General features: G+C 72.0%; 13 protein-coding genes and 1 tRNA gene. 10 read left to right on the top strand and 4 right to left on the bottom strand.

All coding sequences use genetic code 11. The features are described 5' to 3' along the window. The first annotated feature begins 1 nt into the window (after nt 1). The 3 genes from Q9S71_RS00990 to Q9S71_RS00980 all read left to right on the top strand — a co-directional run bounded on the left by Q9S71_RS00990 (nt 2) and on the right by Q9S71_RS00980 (nt 2,757). Nucleotides 2-77: transfer RNA gene (locus Q9S71_RS00990), tRNA-Thr, on the top strand. Nucleotides 78-94: 17 nt separating this feature from the next. Continuing rightward, on the top strand, nt 95-484 hold the full coding sequence (locus tag Q9S71_RS00985; RefSeq protein ID WP_311860057.1) for a hypothetical protein: 390 nt from the start codon (nt 95-97) through the stop codon (nt 482-484). A 38-nt stretch (nt 485-522) separates the two neighbouring features. Continuing rightward, nucleotides 523-2,757 carry an MMPL family transporter gene (locus tag Q9S71_RS00980; protein ID WP_311860056.1) on the top strand — a complete coding sequence of 745 codons (2,235 nt, stop codon included), beginning with the start codon at nt 523-525 and terminating at the stop codon, nt 2,755-2,757. A 9-nt stretch (nt 2,758-2,766) separates the two neighbouring features. Here Q9S71_RS00980 and Q9S71_RS00975 read toward each other — a convergent pair whose 3' ends face one another. After that, complete coding sequence (locus Q9S71_RS00975; RefSeq protein ID WP_311860055.1) at nt 2,767-3,159, bottom strand: DUF3054 domain-containing protein; 393 nt, start codon at nt 3,157-3,159, stop codon at nt 2,767-2,769. A 71-nt stretch (nt 3,160-3,230) separates the two neighbouring features. On the opposite strand from Q9S71_RS00975, the gene Q9S71_RS00970 reads away from it, so the two are divergent. The 5 genes from Q9S71_RS00970 to Q9S71_RS00950 all read left to right on the top strand — a co-directional run bounded on the left by Q9S71_RS00970 (nt 3,231) and on the right by Q9S71_RS00950 (nt 8,570). Continuing rightward, nucleotides 3,231-3,830, top strand: coding sequence for an isochorismatase family protein (locus tag Q9S71_RS00970; RefSeq protein ID WP_311860054.1), 600 nt, complete (start codon nt 3,231-3,233; stop codon nt 3,828-3,830). Further along, nucleotides 3,827-4,477, top strand: coding sequence for a DUF2510 domain-containing protein (locus Q9S71_RS00965; protein WP_311860053.1), 651 nt, complete (start codon nt 3,827-3,829; stop codon nt 4,475-4,477). The genes Q9S71_RS00970 and Q9S71_RS00965 overlap by 4 nt, the downstream gene beginning before the upstream one ends. A 76-nt stretch (nt 4,478-4,553) precedes the next feature. After that, nucleotides 4,554-5,741, top strand: coding sequence for a glycosyltransferase (locus tag Q9S71_RS00960; RefSeq protein ID WP_311860052.1), 1,188 nt, complete (start codon nt 4,554-4,556; stop codon nt 5,739-5,741). Nucleotides 5,742-5,816: 75 nt separating this feature from the next. Then, a complete protein-coding gene (locus Q9S71_RS00955; RefSeq protein ID WP_311860051.1) occupies nt 5,817-7,628 on the top strand; it encodes a glycoside hydrolase family 15 protein in 1,812 nt (603 codons plus the stop codon). Nucleotides 7,629-7,673: 45 nt separating this feature from the next. After that, on the top strand, nt 7,674-8,570 hold the full coding sequence (locus Q9S71_RS00950; RefSeq protein ID WP_217530926.1) for an SDR family oxidoreductase: 897 nt from the start codon (nt 7,674-7,676) through the stop codon (nt 8,568-8,570). A gap of 57 nt (nt 8,571-8,627) precedes the next feature. Here the strand turns inward: Q9S71_RS00950 and Q9S71_RS00945 are convergent, their stop codons facing one another. Genes Q9S71_RS00945 through Q9S71_RS00935 form a run of 3 tightly spaced genes read right to left on the bottom strand, consistent with a single transcriptional unit; the run spans nt 8,628 to nt 11,771 of the window. Continuing rightward, nucleotides 8,628-10,157: a tripartite tricarboxylate transporter permease gene (locus Q9S71_RS00945; protein WP_311860050.1), complete on the bottom strand. Its 1,530-nt coding sequence runs from the start codon at nt 10,155-10,157 to the stop codon at nt 8,628-8,630. 1 nt (nt 10,158) lies between these two features. Continuing rightward, a complete protein-coding gene (locus tag Q9S71_RS00940; RefSeq protein ID WP_311860049.1) occupies nt 10,159-10,743 on the bottom strand; it encodes a tripartite tricarboxylate transporter TctB family protein in 585 nt (194 codons plus the stop codon). Continuing rightward, nucleotides 10,740-11,771, bottom strand: coding sequence for a tripartite tricarboxylate transporter substrate binding protein (locus tag Q9S71_RS00935; protein ID WP_311860048.1), 1,032 nt, complete (start codon nt 11,769-11,771; stop codon nt 10,740-10,742). Before Q9S71_RS00935 ends, Q9S71_RS00940 begins: the two co-directional genes overlap by 4 nt. A gap of 138 nt (nt 11,772-11,909) precedes the next feature. Here Q9S71_RS00935 and Q9S71_RS00930 point away from each other — a divergent pair, with 138 nt between their 5' ends. Beyond that, complete coding sequence (locus Q9S71_RS00930; RefSeq protein ID WP_311860047.1) at nt 11,910-13,175, top strand: sensor histidine kinase; 1,266 nt, start codon at nt 11,910-11,912, stop codon at nt 13,173-13,175. Then, a complete protein-coding gene (locus Q9S71_RS00925) occupies nt 13,172-13,885 on the top strand; it encodes a response regulator (protein WP_311860046.1) in 714 nt (237 codons plus the stop codon). Before Q9S71_RS00930 ends, Q9S71_RS00925 begins: the two co-directional genes overlap by 4 nt. Nucleotides 13,886-13,890 lie beyond the last annotated feature (5 nt).

Below are 13,890 nucleotides of genomic sequence, written 5' to 3'. Positions count from 1 at the left end.
CGCCACCTTAGCTCAGACGGCAGAGCGATTCACTCGTAATGAATAGGTCAAGGGTTCGATTCCCTTAGGTGGCTCCAGAACAGAGGACACACGGGTGACACAGGCCCTCGATGCGATTCTCGAGATCTTCTCGTGGGTGGGCTTCGGGGCTGCCGTCGTCTTCGGGATCGCCGCCCTCGTCGTGTGGGCGTCCGACGGCAGTTGGCTCCCCGCGGACGCGTACCTCGACGAGGACGGTCGCACCCTGCGGTGGCTCGACGACGCCGGCGAGGTGAACGCCGCCGAGCTGTCTGCTCACGACCGCGATCACCTCGGGGCAGGCGGCACGGCGCGCATCTGGTATCGCCACGGCTGGCGCGATCGCATGCGGTTCACGAGGCGTCCGCCCGTCCTGCGACTGCTGGTGGGGCTGGCGGTCGGCGGCGGTGCGTTGGGCGTCGTGACGGTGCTCGCCTCGGTGATCGTCTTCTTCCTGCGATCCTAATATTGTTACAAAAGCGTATATCTAGATAAGCTAGGTATATGTCCTCCGCATCGACATCCTCACGCTGGCTGCGCATCGCGCTTCCGCTCGTCCTCGTGGTCATCTGGCTCGCCGGGGGATCCATCGGCGGGCCCTACTTCGGCAAGGTCGAGGAGGTCTCGACGAACGATCAGTCGAGCTTCCTGCCGCAGAGCGCCGAGTCGACGCAGGTGCAGGAGCGCCTCGACGACTTCCTCGGCGGCGACGCGATCCCGGCGCTCGTCGTCTTCGAGGGCACCGGCAGCCTCGACATTGCCGACCTCGAGGGCGTGCAGACCGTCGCCGACGAGATCGGTGCGCTCGAGGGCGTCCTCGAGGTCTCGCCCGCCATCCCGTCCGAGGACGACGAGGCGGCGCAGGTGGTCGTCTCCATCGACGCCTCGGCGGAGGTCACCGACATCGTCGGCGAGGTGCGTGAGCTGGTCGCTGCGGACGCTCCCGACTCCCTGCGGGCATGGGTCACGGGTCCGGCCGGCTTCACCGCAGACCTCGCAACCGGCTTCACCGGCATCGACGGCCTGCTGCTGCTCGTCGCGCTCGGCGCCGTTTTCATCATCCTCGTGGTCGTCTACCGGTCGCCGCTGCTGCCGATCCTCGTGCTGCTGACCTCGGTGTTCGCCCTCTGCGTCGCCCTGCTGAGCGTGTGGTGGCTCGCGAAGGCGGGGATCGTCGTCCTCAACGGTCAGGTCCAGGGCATCCTCTTCATCCTCGTCATCGGCGCCGCGACCGACTACGCCCTGCTCTACGTCGCGCGCTTCCGGGAGGCGATCGGGGAGGGGCGCCGGAGGTGGGATGCCGCGACCGCCGCCTGGAAGGGGTCGATCGAACCCATCCTCGCCTCGGGCGGCACGGTCATCGCGGGCCTGCTCTGCCTGCTGCTCAGCGACCTCGCGAGCAACCGCGCCCTCGGCCCCATCGCCTCGATCGGCATCGCGTTCGCGATGCTGTCGGCGCTGACCTTCCTGCCCGCGCTCCTCGCCCTCGTCGGGCGCGCGGCGTTCTGGCCGTTCATCCCGAAGACCGGCATGGCGGAGCTCCCCGCCGACCTGACGCAGCCCACCCGCGGGCTGTGGGCGAAGCTCGCACGGTTCGTCGCGCGCCGCGCGCGGGTCGTCTGGATCCTCTCGACGGTCGTGCTGCTGGCGGCATCCGTCGGTGTCACCCAGCTGAAGGCGGACGGCGTCCCCGCCAGCGAACTCGTGCTGGGGGAGTCCCAGGCGCGGGACGGCGGGGTCGTGCTCGCCGAGCACTTCCCCGCGGGATCGGGCAGCCCGCTCTACGTCATCGTGTCCGAGGACGACGCCCCCGAGGCGGCCCAGCTCGTCGCCGGTCAGGACGGGGTCGACTCCGTCGGCGTCGTGGCCGACGACACGCCCTCGGGGCAGGCCGCCGTCAGCGTCGAGGGCGGCGAGCTCGTCCTCGCGCCGCAGGGCCCTCCCGGCACGCCGGCCCCCGAGCCGACCGTGGACGGCGGCGACGTCATGCTCGTGGCCACCCTCTCGGACGCGGCGGACTCGCTCGAGGCCGAGCAGACGGTGCGCGAACTGCGAGCCTCCCTCGCCGACGCGCCGTTCGAGGGGATCGTCGGCGGCACCACCGCCGTCGACCTCGACACCAACGACACCTCGATCCGCGACCGGACGGTGATCATCCCCGTCATCCTCGTCGTCGTGCTGCTGATCCTCATGCTGCTGCTGCGCTCGGTGCTCGCACCGGTGCTGCTGATCCTCAGCGTCATCGTGTCGTTCGCGGCGGCGCTGGGCGTGAGCGCGCTCGTCTTCAACCACGTGTTCGGGTTCCCGGGCGGCGATCCCGCCGTGCCGCTCTACGGCTTCGTCTTCCTCGTCGCCCTCGGCATCGACTACAACATCTTCCTCATGTCGCGCGTGCGCGAGGAATCGCTGGTCCACGGGACGCGCCGCGGCATCCTCCGCGGACTCGTCGCGACGGGCGGGGTGATCACCTCGGCGGGCCTCGTGCTGGCGGCGACGTTCGCGGCGCTCGGCGTGATCCAGATCCTCTTTCTCGTCCAGCTCGCCTTCATCGTCGCCTTCGGCGTGCTGCTCGACACGTTCATCGTGCGCTCGCTGCTCGTTCCGGCCCTCGCGTACGACATCGGCCGGAAGATCTGGTGGCCCTCGAAGCTGTCCCGTATCGATGCGGAGGATGCGCCTGCGGACGCCGCGCCGGAGGAGATGACGCGCGCCGAGTACCGCCGCACGCTCGACGCGTGACGGGCGCCGTCAGTCGGCCGAGCGGCGGCGCGCGACGAGCGCGGCGACGAGGCGCCATCCCACCAGCAGCAGGAGCAGGACGGATGCGGCGACGATGACGAAGGCGACCTGCACGCCCTGACCGGAGAGGGCGCGCAGGATCATGCCGCCGACGACGGTGACCGCCCACACCGGGATGCCGGTGCGCACCACCGCGAGCGGGGCGCGCCAGGCGAGGGCCACCAGCCAGCCGGCCACGAGGGCGGCGACGAAGGGCCCCGCCGTCGTCGCGAGACCCGCGAACGGCGCCTCGGAGTGGCTGGCCCGTCCGATCGCGGCGAAGACCGTGACCAGCAGCACGTCGAGGCCGAGGGCGACGAGGATGCCTGCGGTCGAGCGGCGGTCGCGGACGGGGACGGTCATGCCGCCAGCGTAGCCGCGCCGCCCGCGACACGGAGATGACCGCCGGCCCCGCGCCGTCGTACCCTCGTCACATGACCCGAGCGCTGTTCATCGTCGATGTGCAGAACGATTTCACCGAGGGCGGGGCCCTGGGCGTCGACGGAGGGGATGCGGTCGCCGCAGCCATCACGTCGCACCTGAGAGCTCACGCCGCCGACTACGACCTCATCGTCGCCTCGCGCGACTGGCACGACGGCGACGGCGACAACGGCGGGCACTTCGCCGCCGAGCCCGACTTCGTCGACTCGTGGCCCGTGCACTGCGTCGCGGGCACCCCGGGCGCGGACTACGACCCCGGCCTCGACACGAGCGCGGTCACGCACCACGTCAAGAAGGGGCAGGGCCGGCCCGCCTACTCGCTGTTCGAAGGGGTGACGGATGCCGGTGAGACGGTCGCCGACCTGCTGACGGCGCACGGCGTGGTCGACGTCGACGTCACCGGGATCGCGACGGATCATTGCGTCCGGGCATCCGCTCTCGACGCGATCGCGCACGGTCGACGGGTCCGCATCCTCACCGACCTCATCGCCGGCGTCGCGCCCGCCCCCAGCGAAGCCGCGCTCGCCGAACTCGCGCACGCCGGCGCCGAACTCGCCTCGTCGACGGGCGACCGGGACGAGAGCGGCCGGTGAGCCGCCAGGCGCCCGCGGGCTGGTACCCCGATCCGGGCGAGCCGGATCAGCTGCGGTGGTGGGACGGCACGGAGTGGGCGACCGACACGGTCGCCCCGCGCACGCCCGTCGCGGTCGACGACCCGGAACCCGCCCCGGCCCCGTCTCCCCGCCCTGCCCCGGAGCCCGCCCCGGCACCCGGCGCCGCGCGCGCCGGCACCGTCTGGATCTGGGCGGCGATCGCGGCATCCGTCCTGCCGCTCTACACGGGGGCGTTCCTCGACATGGAGGCGGTCGCGCGGCTGTTCGGTGAGGCGTCGGGCGCGCTGACGCCGGCGGGGTGGATCGTCGCCGGTCTCAGCCTGCTGGTCGTCGTCGACCTCGTGCTCGTCGCCCTCGCGGTGCTGTTCGCGCGCCTCGACCATCGCGCGCTGCGGCGTCGCGGTATCCCGTCGCCCTTCGGCTGGGGATGGGCCGTGCTCGCCTTTGTCGCCACCCTGGGCGTCTACGTCGCGGGTCGCACGTTCGTCGTGCACCGCGAGACGGGCCGCGGGCTCGCGCCGTTCTGGGGCTGGCTGATCGCGACCGCCGTCGGCCTGGTCGTCTTCGCCGTCTGGATCACCCTGTTCTCGGACGCGGCGTGGGAGGCGGTCACCACCGCACGGTGACCCCTCCGCGGCGATCTTCACGCGATGGTCATCTGCGGTTCATCGCGCCGGCGCGGCCCCGCCTCAGCATGGGGGGATGACCGGTCCCCGCGTGCTCTCCCTGTACGAAGGCCTCTTCTCGGGCGGCGCCCGCGTGCTCCACACGAACGTCGTGACGGCGCTCCACCAGGACGGTTCGCACGAGCACGCCGTCCTGTCGATCGCGTCGCGCGCCCGGCGCGAGGGCGCCGTGCAGCACATCGCCGACGACCCGCGGTACCGGTGGTTGCGCGACGCCGGTGTCGAGGTCACCCACCTGGGACGCGAGGCCGGCGCCCTGCCGCCCGAGCCCGAGAGCTTCACCGACGCGGAGCTCGAGGTCGCCGCCGCGGCCGTCCGGCGCGCCGACGTGATCCTCACCCTCAAGGAGCAGCCGCTCGGCCTCCTCCTCGCCCTCGAAGCCCACGGACTCCTTCCCGACGTGCCGATCGCCGCGTGCCTGCACCGGTCGGACCCGACGCACTCGGGCGCCGCGGCGCGCTGGATGGGGGAGATGGCGGCATCCGGTCGGCTCACCACGACCATCTCGTGCGCGGAATCCACGAGCGACGCCTACGCGCGCTACACGCCGCCGTCCGTCGAGCGCGTCGTGATCCCGAACGGGATCGATCTGACGCGGTACCGTCCCAAGCCGTACGAGCGGATGCCGCTGCGGGCCCACCTCGGGATCGCCCCGACCGCGCCGGTCGTCCTGTTCGCGGCGCGTTTCGACGCGATGAAGGACCCGGGGCTGTTCCTGCGGGCGGTCGCCGCGCACGCGGCGCGCGACACCCGCACGCAGTACGTCCTGTGCGGCGCCGGCATGACGGTCGACGACCCCGCGCTCACCGCTGCGATCGCCGAGGCGGGTGCTCCCGTCGAGCGGATCCATCGTCTCGGCATCCGCGACGACATGCCGCGCCTGTACCGCGGGGCCGACATCGTGGCCCTCACGAGCGCGTTCGGCGAGGCGTCGCCGCTCTGCCTCATCGAGGGAGCGGCGAGCGGGGCGACCCCGGTGACGACGGCGGTCGGCGACGCCGCGCAGGTCGTCGCGGGCATCGGACTCGTCACGCCGCACGACCCCGACGCGATCGCCGCTGCCTGGGCGAAGGTCATCGCCCGCCGGCCGGACTACCGCGCCGCGGCCCTCGCCGCCCGACCTCGACTGGGCGCGGATCGCATGCTGGACGCCTACCGCGGGGTCATCGACGGACTGGCCGAACGTCGCGAGGCAGCTGCCTGACCCGGCGCCGTCACACATCGTCGGCGGGGTGTCAACCGGCATCCGCTCGGTAGGCGCCCCGGGAAGACTCGGGTCATGCCCCCTCACGACGACGCCGCTCCCGGTCAGGATCTGCGCAGCTACGCGCCGATCGGTGACGGCCGAACGGTCGCGCTCATCGGGCTGCGCGGTCAGATCGATTGGATGCCGCTGCCCGGCATCGACGACCTGCCGATCTTCGGGCGATTGCTCGACGACGACGCCGGCGGGTGCATCGAGCTCGAACCGGTGGAGGAGTACGACGTGCGTCGCCGCTACCTGCCGCGGACCAACGTCCTCGTGACGACCTTCCGCACCGCCTCGGGCACGGCGACCGTGACCGACGCGCTCGTGACGGGGGTCGCGGGGCGGCTGCCGTGGGCGGAACTGGCCCGCCGCGTCGACGGGGTGGAGGGTGTGGTGGCCTTCCGCTGGCGCGTCCAGCCCGGCACGTCGCTGAAGACGGCAGCGCCGTGGCACGACCGGGCGAACGGCCGCAGCATCCTGCGTTCGGGACTCACGACGATCGGCGTGACCGGCCGCGACCACGGGCCGGAACCCGCGGCATCCGCCGACGGCATCGCGACGGGACTCGCCGGCGGCTTCACGGCCACGAAGGGCAGCCGGCACCTGCTCATCGTCGTCGGCACCCACGACGAGCCGATCCACTTTCCGGACCCCGACAACGTCGACCGCGGCATCGACCGCACCATCGAGGCCTGGCGCGCCTGGTCGCGGGAGTTCTCGTACGACGGTCCGTGGGCGACCGACGTGCAGCGGAGCGCGCTCATGCTCAAGCTCCTCATCCACAGCCCGACCGGTGCGATCGCGGCGGCCGCGACGACGTCGCTCCCCGAGAGCCTCGCCGGGGGCAAGAACTGGGATTACCGCCTCGCCTGGGTGCGCGACCTCGCGTACACGCTCGACGCCCTCGTCGGGTTCGGGCTGCGCGAGGAGACGCACGCCGCCATCTCGTGGCTGCTGCGGACGATCCGCCGGCACGGGCCGGAGCTGCACGTCATGTACACCCTCGACGGCGAGCTCGACGGCCACGTCACCGAGTACGACGTGCCCGGGTGGCGCGGGATCGGCCCGGTCGTGACCGGCAACCCCGCCCGCGAGCAGGTGCAGCTGGGCGTCTACGGCGACCTGTTCGCGATCTGCCGGGCCTACGTCGAGGCGGGCAACGCCCTCGACGTCGAGACCGGACGCATGCTGTCGATGTACGCCGACAAGGTGTGCGATTCGTGGCGGAACCCCGACTCGGGCATGTGGGAGCTGCCCGAGGAGCGGCACTACGTCTCGTCGAAGATGGGATGCTGGCAGGCGCTCAACGACGCGGTGCGGCTCGCCGAGCTCGAGCAGATCCCGGGCAGCAGCGAGCGGTGGGCGGCCGAGGCGGAGCTCGTGCGTGACTGGGTCGACGAGCACGGCTGGTCGGAGTCCCGCGGCGCGTATGTCATGGCCCAGGGCAGCCGCGACCTCGACGCCTCCGTCCTGCTGCATTCGCTGAGCGGCTTCGACCGCGGTGAGCGGATGTCGCGCACGATCGACGCGCTCTCGGGAGAGCTCGGCGAGGGGCCGCACCTCTTCCGCTACACGGGCATGCGCGAGGAGGAGGCGACCTTCGTCGCGTGCGGCTTCTGGCGCGCCGCCGCGCTCGTGTGCGTCGGCCGCCACGACGAGGGCATCGCTGCGATGAACGAGCTCGTCGCGTCGGGCAACGACGTCGGCATGTTCGCCGAGATGATCGACCCCGACGACGGCGCGTTCCTCGGCAACCTGCCGCAGGCGCTCAGCCACCTGGCGCTCATCCGCGCCGCCCTGACGATCCGCGAGCTGGTCGGCGACGACGCCGACGGCCGCTGAGCCCCACAGACCGGCACCACGACCACCACGAAGAAGGAGAGCACGATGGCACGCGACCAGTACACGTTCACGAACCCGGTGGAGCTCTACTCCGAGATCGAACCCCGCAAGGGCCACCAGGAGGAGCCCGGCCTCGACGCCGACCTCGCTCCGCAGGCCGACCTCGGCGAGGACACCTACCGCGGCACCGGTCGGCTGACGGGGCGCAAGGCCCTCATCACCGGCGGCGACTCGGGCATCGGCGCGGCGACGGCGATCGCGTTCGCGCGCGAGGGCGCCGACGTGGCCCTGTCGTACCTGCCCGAAGAGGAGGAGGACGCGCAGCGCATCGCCGGCATCCTTCGCGAGGCCGGGGCTACCGTCCTGACCCTGCCGGGCGACCTGAAGGACAAGGAGTACTGCGTCGGCCTCGTCGCGCAGACGGTCGAGGGCCTCGGCGGTCTCGACATCCTCGTCAACAACGGCGGCAAGCAGATCTACAGCGAGGACATCACCGAGCTCCCCGACGAGCAGTTCGACCACACGTTCACGACGAACGTCGACGCGATGTTCTGGATCACGAAGGCGGCGGTGCCCCACCTCCCCGCGGGATCGACGATCATCAACACGACGTCGATCCAGGCGTACTCGCCGTCCGAGACGCTCGTCGACTACGCCTCGACGAAGGCGACGATCAACGCGTTCACGAAGGCGCTCGCCCAGCAGCTCGCGCCCAAGGGCATCCGCGTCAACGCGGTCGCTCCGGGACCGATCTGGACGCCGCTGCAGGTGACGGACGGGCAGCCGCCCGAGAAGCTCGAGCAGTTCGGCGAGGACACCCCGCTCGGACGCATGGGACAGCCCGCGGAGCTCGCCCCGGCGTACGTGTTCCTGGCGTCGCCGGAGTCGAGCTACGTGCTCGGCGAGACCCTCAACGTCAACGGCGGGATGCCGACGCCCTGACGATCGCATGACGAAGGCCCCGCCGCATCGAGCGCGCGGGGCCTTCGTCATGCCGCGTCAGGCGTCGACGAGCTCCTTCTCCGCCGTCGCGGCCCGCTTCCGGGCGACGACCTTGCTGCGGATGGAGAACACCAGCACGGCCGCCAGCAGCGCGTACAGGGTGATCGAGATGGGGCCGTGGACGAGGACGGTGAAGTCGCCGTTGGCGCTCATCGCGGCATCCCGCAGGCTCGTCTCGGCGAGAGGCCCCAGGACCATGCCGATGATGAGCGGCGCGAGCGGGAAGTCGAGCGCCCGCAGGAGGAAACCGAGGATGCCGATGCCGAGCAGCATCACGAGGTCGAACGTCGAGCCCGACGTGGCGTAGATCCCGAGTCCGCAGAAGACCGTGATGCCCGCATACAGGTACGGACGGGGGATCAGCAGGAGCTTCGCCCACAGCATCGCGAACGGCAGGTTCAGGATGAGTAGCACGATCATCGCGATGAAGAAGCTCGCCAGCAGTGCCCAGACGAGGTCGGGCGCGCGGTCGAACAGGAGGGGCCCGGGCTGCAGACCGTACTGGCGGAAGGCGGCGAGCATGATCGCGGCGGTCGCCGAGATCGGCAGGCCGAGCGCCAGGAGGGCGCCCATCGCCATACCGGTCGTCGAGTTCCCGGCGGCCTCGGGGGCGGCGAGTCCGCGGATCGCACCCTTGCCGAACATCGGGTTCTTCCGCCGCTTGTCCAGGCGCTTCTCGAGGCCGTAGGCGAGGAAGGTCGGGATCTCGGATCCGCCCGCGGGCACGACGCCGAACGGCAGACCGATCGCGGTGCCGCGCAGCCACGCCGGCGCGGCCTCCTTCAGCTCGCGACGGCTGAGCCACGGGCGGCCCGTGGGCTTGATGAGCGCCTTGTCGGTCATGTGCCGCTCGAGGCATGCCACGTAGATGACCTCGCCGAGGGCGAGGATCGCGACGGTGACGGTCACGAGCGAGATGCCGTCGAAGAGGTTCGGGGAGTCCATCGTGAACCGGGGCGCACCCGAGACGCCGTCCACGCCGATGACGGCGATGCCGAGGCCGATGAACAGCGACGTGAGACCCTTGATCGCACTGTCGGCGACGACGGACGAGGTCGCGGCGAACGCGAACACGGCGAGAGCGAAGAACTCCGCGGGACCGAACCGGCTCGAGAAATCGGCGAGCGCGGGGGCAACGAAGACGACGACGATCGAGGCGACCATGCCGCCGATGAAGGCGCCGATCGCCGCGGTGGCGAGGGCCTGGGCGGCGCGACCGTTCAGCGCCATCTTGTGGCCCTCGAACGTGGAGGCGATGGCGGATGCCTGGCCCGGCGTGTTCATCAGGATGCCCATCGTCGAATCGCCGAAGAGGCCGCCGAAGTAGACGCCCGCGAACATGATGAACGCCGCCGTCGGGTCGAGGGAGAAGGTGATCGGCAGCAGCAGAGCGACCGCCATCGACGAGCCGAGCCCGGGGAGGACGCCGACCGCGGTGCCCAGGAGGCATCCGATCAGCACCCAGAGCAGGTTCGCGGGGGTGAGGGCGCCGGCGAAGCCTTCGCCGAGGAGTGTCAGGACGTCCATGTCAGAAACCCCCGAGGATGCCGGACGGGAGGGGCATCCCGAGGGCCATGTCGAAACCGATGTAGGCGAGGGAACTCAGCGTGAGCCCGACGATCAGGCTCTGCACCGGCCGGGTCGCCCCGAACGCCCGCGCGATGCACCAGAAGAGCAGGCCGGCCGCGAGGATCCAGCCGAGGATCTCGAGGAGGAAGGCGAAGGCCAGGAACGACAGCACGACCCACGCGAACGAGCGGAGGTCGACCCGCACGGGGCGCGGCGGCTCCTCACCGGCGCGCTCGGCCTCGAGCTCGGCGGTCAGCGCGTCGGGGGTGGCGCGGATCTCGCGGATCGCGCCGACGGCGAGGACCGCGGCGAAGGCGTAGAGCCCCGCCGCGATGATGCCGGGGAAGAACTGCGGCCCCGGGAAGGCCGCGCCCTCGGGGACGCGCATCGTGACGATGCCGACGACGAGGTACGTCGCGAACCCGACGAGGACGAGGGGCATCGTGAGGCCCTTGAGCAGGGCGGCGAGTCCGGGGCCCGACACCAGGCGCAGGCGCTCACCGACGACGGCGGACGCCGATGTGGGGTTGGCGGGGAAGCTCACAGTCCCATCTCCTCGTAGAGTTCGCGGATGCGGACCTCTTCGTCCCGCAGGAAGGCGTCGAGGTCGTCGCCGGTGATGATGCGCTCGGTCCAGTGGTAGCGCTCCATGGCGCCCTCCCACTCGGGGGTGGCGACGCTGTCGAGCACGAGCTCGGTGAGGGCCTCGCGCTCGTCGTCGTCGAGCCCCGTCGGTGCCGAGAGGGACCGCCAGTTGGTGAGGGTCACGTCGTGGCCCTGCTCGACGGCGGTCGGGATGTCGATGCCCTCGATCGGCTCGTTCGCGACGAGGGCGAGGGCGCGCAGGCGGCCGGCCTCGATCTGGTCGATGTTGTCGGGGTAGCCGCCCGCCGCCGCCTTCGCGGTGCCGTTGAGGAGGGCCTGGATGGCCTCGCCGCCGCCGTCGGACGAGATGTAGGTCGTGTCGACCGGATCGATCCCCGCCGACAGCGCCAGGTCGGTCACGACCAGCTGGTCGAACGAGCCGCCGCCGGTCCAGGGGAGCGCCTTCGGGTCGTCCTTCCACGCCTGGACGAGGTCGTCGAGGGTCTCGTAAGGCGAGTCCGCCGGGACCACGATGACGTCGTACTCCTCGACCACGACGGCCAGCGGGGTGACGTCGTCGAGGGTCGCGGCCGAGTCGAACTGTATCGTCGCGGCGAGCAGGCCCGTGCCGCCCACGAGCATGTTGTTGGGCTGACCTTCGAGCACCGACACGTTGCCGAGGGCGATCGTGCCGCCCGCGCCGGGCATGTTCACGACCTGCACGTTGTTCACGAGGCCGTTCGCCTTCTGCGCCTGCTGCAGCTCGCGGGCGACGCCGTCCCAGCCGCCGCCCGCGGCAGCGGGGGCGACGATCGTCATGGAGGCGCCGACCTCGTTGCCGGTCGACGCGGAGACGACCGACCCGGTGGCGGCCGTGCCGATGGCGGCGGCGGCGATCACGCCGCCGACGATCTTGCCCACCACGCTCCGGGTGCGCCGCGGCGGCGCAGGGTTGTCTGTGAGCGCAGGGGTGTCTGTCTGGGTCATCGTTGCTCCCTCCGCGCGGACATCGTCGTCTCCGCGCGATCGAAATAGGATGACAGCGCGCGGCGACGGGCCGGCATCCGCCGTCGGTTGTTCTCTTAAACGCTCACGCGTCGCGCGACGGACGAGGAGTGGTGCACGATGGCGTCTCCGCTGCGGCCCCGCGCGGTGCGGTTGCTGCTGCTCGTGCTGCCCTCGGTCGTGACCCTCGCGGCGCTGTCGGCGACCGTCGCGGTCGCGATGGTCGTGCAGGAGCGGACGATCCGAGAGGCGACGGCCGAGCGCGTCATGGGGGTCGCGGAGAGCATCGCGGACCTCGGGGAGGTCCGGGCGACGCTGTCGGCCGTGACGGATGCCGGGACCCCGGCCGACCTCGCCGACGCCACCGACCTCGCCTCGGCGACGGCGGCGCTGCAGCCGCTCGCCGAGCTCGTCGCGGCATCCGCGGGGGTGTACTACGTCGTCATCACCGACGACGAGGGCGTCCGCATCACGCACCCGTCCGCGTCGGAGCGCGGTGTGCAGGTCGAGACGACGAACGCCGCCGTGCTGGCGGGCGAGACGTTCCTCGGCACCGAGCGCGGCGCTTCGGGCCCGTCGCTGCGGGCGAAGGTGCCCGTGCGCGCCGACGACGGCGGGATCGTCGGGATGGTCGCGGTGGGCGTGCTCGAGTCGAGCATCGCGGACGACCGCGACCACGCGCTCGCCGGTCTCCTGCCGTGGGGGATCGGGGCGCTCATCGTCGCGACGCTCGCGGGTTCGGCGCTGACGGCGGCGGTCGAGCGCCGGTTCCGACGAGCGGATGCCGTGGCCGCGGAGAACGCGCAGATGACACGCACGACGGCCGCCCTCCGCGAGCAGTCGCACGAGTTCCGCACGCGGCTGCACGTCATCCACGGACTGGTGTCGCGCGGTGACGACGCGGCGGCGCTCGGCTACATCGAGGACGTCGCCCCGATGCGCGCGCACGACGGTGGGGCGACCGATGCGGAGCCGATCGCCGAGGCGACGATGCACGCCGTGCGCGCCGAGCTGCTCGATCTCGGCGCCCAGGCCGAGTTCGACCTGGCGCTGGCGGAGGACCTCGACGAGGGTGCCGTCTCGGTCGTGGCGAACCTCTGCCGCAACGCGGGCGAAGCCGGTGCCACGCGGGTGCGGTGCGTGCTGCGCGACGACGGCGGGCGCCTGCGGGGCGCCGTCGAGGACGACGGTCCCGGGGTCGATCCGCGCGTCGCGGGCCGGATCTTCGGGCAGGGCTTCTCGACGAAGCACGACACCACCGGCTTCGGCCGCGGGTACGGCCTCGACCTCGTCCGGCGCACGGTGACCTCGCGCGGCGGCACGATCGAGGTCGGCCCGTCGGCGCTCGGCGGCGCGCGGTTCGCGTTCGAGATGGAGCGGGCGTGACCGGGCCGGTGATCCGGGTGCTGGTCGTCGACGACGACCAGGGCGCGCGTGCGCTGCACTGCCGGTTCGTCGACGCGGTGCCCGGGTTCACGGTCGCCGGTGCCGCGGGCACGGGACGCGACGCCCTCGCGCAGAGCGCGGCGGGGGTCGACCTCGTGCTGCTCGACATGCGGCTCCCCGACATCAGCGGCGTCGAGGTGCTGCACCGGCTGCGGACCGTCGTCGAGGTCGAGCCGGACGTCCTCGTGATCAGCTCGTCGCACGACCAGACGACGGTGCGGCAGGCGCTCGCCGCGCGCGTGGTCGGCTACCTCGTCAAGCCGTTCACCGAGGCCGCCCTCCGCGAACGGCTGGAGCGCTACCGCGAGGAGCGACAGGCCCGATCGGATGCCGGGCGCGACCGCCCGCTCGCCCAGGGCGAGATCGACCGGCTGCTGGCGACCGGCGGCATCCGGACCATCACCGCTCCCTCCGGCGGATCGCGCCCGCTGCCGAAAGGCCTCGCCGCGCCGACGCTGGCGCGGGTGCTCGAGGCGCTCGACCCCGTCGCAGGACGCTCGGTGCTCGAGGTCGCGAGCGCGTGCGATCTGTCGCGCGCGACGGCGCACCGGTACCTGACGCACCTCGCCGACTCCGGCGCGATCGCGGTGTCGCACCGCTACGGCCGGCGCGGCCGCCCCGAGGTGTTGTACCGGATCGCGCCGGTCTGACGCGG

Source organism: Microbacterium gawkjiense, from assembly GCF_031932225.1.
GTDB lineage: Bacteria > Actinomycetota > Actinomycetes > Actinomycetales > Microbacteriaceae > Microbacterium > Microbacterium gawkjiense.
Note: the sequence above shows the minus strand (reverse complement) of the source record. Positions and strands in the feature narration are given on the sequence as shown.